Annotated in this window: 3 protein-coding genes; 1 reads left to right on the top strand and 2 read right to left on the bottom strand. The window is 30.4% G+C overall.

Annotated features, from left to right (window positions below; genetic code table 11):
• Positions 1–119: 119 nt before the first annotated feature.
• Positions 120–1745 (top strand): peptide ABC transporter substrate-binding protein, encoded by a 1626-nt coding sequence (locus tag ACR0QS_RS12050; protein WP_432633699.1) that lies wholly within the window; start codon positions 120–122, stop codon positions 1743–1745.
• A 37-nt stretch (positions 1746–1782) separates the two neighbouring features.
• Here ACR0QS_RS12050 and trmD read toward each other — a convergent pair whose 3' ends face one another.
• Together trmD and ACR0QS_RS12040 are read right to left on the bottom strand one after the other, a co-directional pair.
• Complete coding sequence (trmD, locus tag ACR0QS_RS12045) at positions 1783–2520, bottom strand: tRNA (guanosine(37)-N1)-methyltransferase TrmD (RefSeq protein WP_432633698.1); 738 nt, start codon at positions 2518–2520, stop codon at positions 1783–1785.
• A gap of 3 nt (positions 2521–2523) precedes the next feature.
• Complete coding sequence (locus ACR0QS_RS12040) at positions 2524–3387, bottom strand: prephenate dehydrogenase (protein WP_432633697.1); 864 nt, start codon at positions 3385–3387, stop codon at positions 2524–2526.
• Positions 3388–3480 lie beyond the last annotated feature (93 nt).

The raw sequence follows: 3480 nt of genomic DNA, 5'->3' as shown, positions 1-3480 counted from the left end.
ATATAAAATATTCTTAATAATAGGATTAAAAAAATATTGACATTATAAAAATTTAAAATAAAATTACTGCCGATTAAATTTAAATAAAAAATTAAAAATTTTAAAAGAGGATATTAAAAATGAAAAATTTAATTATTTTATTAACTGCTTTATTTTTATTAGTTTTCGTTTCCTGTGCTAATAATCAAGAAGCAAAAAATTTAAATTCTTTTGCCGATGGAGAGATAGCGATAACTTTGGGAGGCGAACCGAGAACATTGGACCCGACTTTGAATTCTTTAAGTTTTGGCTCGGTTTATATGATTCATTTTTTTGAAGGTTTGACTAAAAAAGACAGCGCCGATAATGTGGTAGCGGGAATGGCGAAAAGTTGGGATATATCTGCGGACGGACTCAAATATACTTTTCATTTAAGAACGAACGCGAAATGGAGCGATGGAAAATCAGTCACGGCGTCAGACTTTGAATACGCAATAAAGAGAGCGGCTAATCCTAAAACCGCGGCTACTTATTCTCACATGCTTAATGTTATAAAAAATGCAAGTTTGGTAATAAGCGGAAATGCGGAAGTTGACGATTTGCAAGTTAAAGCTTTGGACGATTATACTTTGGAAATTATTTTGGAAAATCCCGCCCCTTATTTTTTGGAATATATATCCGTTAGCAGTCCTTATTTTCCCGTGCGAAAAGATATAGTGGAAGCGTTCGGAGACGAATGGAGCAGAAAACCAGAAACCTATATAGTAAACGGACCTTATATTATGACAGAAAGAAAAACCGATGAAAAAATAGTTATGGAAGTTAATCCAAATTATTATGCTAAAGACGAAATTATAGCAAAAAAAATAACCGTTCTTATAATGGACGATTCCAACACTGCGCTTGCCGCGATGAAAAACGGTTCTTTACAATTTTCGGTTATAGAAGCGCCGATGGGAGAAATACCTTCTTTAATAAAAGAAAATTATATTTTGCAAGAACCAGCTTACGGAATATATTTTTTAGAAATTAATTCCAAAAAAGGAGTTTTGACAAATAAAAATATAAGAAGGGCTTTGTCTCTCGCTTTCGATAGAAATTATATAATATCGAATGTTATAAAAATGAATCAAATACCAGCTGGAGCTTTCGTTGCAACGGGAATGAAAGACTATGACGGAAAAGATTTTAGAGAAAACGGCGGTAATTATATCGATATTGATAATTATCAAAAAAATGTCGAAGAAGCGAAAAGATTATTTGCGGAAGCGGGCTATCCAAACGGAGAAGGTTTTCCAGTTTTGGAAGTGAGAAGCACGCCGGGATATTTTACCGTTATTTGCGAAGCTATACAGGAAATGTATAAAAATAATTTGGGAATAGATATATTGATTAAATCGGAAGAATATAACGCGACTTATCAGGCTATGATTCAAAAAGATTACGATTTGGCAAGAACGGGATGGACTGCCGATTTCAGCGACCCTATGGCTATGCTTAATTTCTTTTCAAAATCAAGCGCTGTAAATCACACGGGATTTGAAAGCGAAGAGTTTAATAATTTATTGGAGTTTGCAGCAAAAACTCAAAATGAAAAAGATAGAATGGAAGCCTTGCATAAAGCGGAAGATATATTATTCGATTATATGCCCGTGATACCGATTATTTATAGAATGGACCCTTTTATGATAAGCCCAAAATTGAAAGGCGCAATATTTAATCCTTTGGGAAGATATAGATTTAATTATGCATATATTGAAAAATAAAATGTTTAATGCAGGAATAAACTTAAAGGCGATGTAATTATGCATCGTCTTTGTTATTTATAAGATAATCAAAAATAATATTTAAATCTTTTTTTGAAAGTTTAATTTCCGAAAACATATCCGCTCTGTTTTTAAAAGTTTTTATTAAACTCGCGGCTCTTCTATATTCTTCAATATTTTTATGATTGCCCGAAATCAAAATATTCGGAACTTCCATATCGTCAATTTTTTCGGGGCGAGTATATTGTTCGTATTCCAAAAGTCCGAAAGAATTTTTTTCAAAAGTGTCGCTATAAACCGAATCTTTATTATTCAAAATATCTTTATATCTTGAAATTGCGTCTATAAGCAAAAGCGCTGGAATCTCGCCTCCGCTTAAAACATAATCTCCAATGCTTATGCTTTCGTCAGCGAATTTTTTTTCAACTCTATAATCTATTCCCTCATAATGTCCGAGTATCATCGTTATATGTTCTTTTTGCGAAAGTTCTTTTATTTTTTTTTGTTTAAGAGTTTTGCCCGAAGGAGAAAAAATTATCGTATAGCCTTTATTATTATTTTCAAAATATTTTTTAAATATATCGTAAGTCAAAATCATTCCCGGTCCGCCGCCGTAAGGATAATCATCGCATCTTTTATAATTTCCTTCCCCGAAATTTCGCATATTGACTATATTCAAATTTATTTTTTTATTTTTTATCGCGTTATTTATAATTCCGACTGAAATCGGACTTTCGTAAAATGTTGGAAATAATGTTAGAATATCTATAATCATATTTTATCGCCGTTTTATTTTAAGCCATTTTGATTTTATTTTATTTGAATTAATCATTAATTTTTTTAATTCGTCAATATCTTTTTTATCCAAAGCCTTTTTAAAATCTTCCAAACGGTTTATATATTCCGAAAGCGAGTCGGATAAATATTTTGAATTATATAAAAATAATTCGCTCCACATATTTGCGTCTATAGTTCCGACTCTCGTATGGTCGCTCAAACTGTTTCCCTCATAGCCCAACGATTCTAAAAACTGATTATGATTTACTATCGAACATGCGATAATATGCATAAGCTGACTTGTGAAAGCTATCATATAATCATGTTTTTCCGCCGTAGAGAAAATGATTTTTTCGCAGCCTATGTCTTTCGATAATTTTTCTATTTTTTTTATATCTTCTTTTTTAGCTTTATCGTTCGACAAAATTATAGCGTTTGAATTTTTGAATAAACTTTCGGAAGAATTGATATAACCGCCTTTTTCTTTTCCCGCCATAATATGAAGTCCGACATATTTTTTATTTGAAACGGAATCGAAAATATCTTTTTTCACTCCGCAGAAATCGGATAATATTTTTTTATCGTCTATTAAATCTTTATATTTTTTTATAATATTCAAAGCTACCGAAGGAAACGTGCAAATTATAATAATGTCCGCAAAATCGAAAGCGACTTTTATATTCGAATAATTATAAAAACCTTTTTCAATATATTTATCTTTCAAAGCCGATTCTATATTTTTTTTATTTTTATCTATCGCCCAAATTCTATAATCATTTTTTTTAGAATTTTTATTTTTACTCTTTAAAGATTTAACGAGAGAACCGCCGATTAATCCGAGTCCGATAACTAATATATTTGTCATAATAATTTCCTTAATTTTTGTATTTTAAATTAAATTTACAAAAAAACAATATAATAAATTATTTAAAGTATTGATTTATAGTCAGTATATATT

This window comes from Brachyspira sp., assembly GCF_050873525.1.
GTDB lineage: Bacteria > Spirochaetota > Brachyspiria > Brachyspirales > Brachyspiraceae > Brachyspira.
The sequence above is the reverse complement of the archived record's forward strand: the minus strand, read 5'-3'. Positions and strand labels throughout refer to the sequence as shown.

Coding starts and splice junctions, on each gene's coding strand:
- ACR0QS_RS12050 (WP_432633699.1), top strand. CDS start 120: ATGAAAAATTTAATTATTTTATTAACTGCTTTATTTTTATTAGTTTTC.
- trmD (WP_432633698.1), bottom strand. CDS start 2,520: ATGATTATAGATATTCTAACATTATTTCCAACATTTTACGAAAGTCCG.
- ACR0QS_RS12040 (WP_432633697.1), bottom strand. CDS start 3,387: ATGACAAATATATTAGTTATCGGACTCGGATTAATCGGCGGTTCTCTC.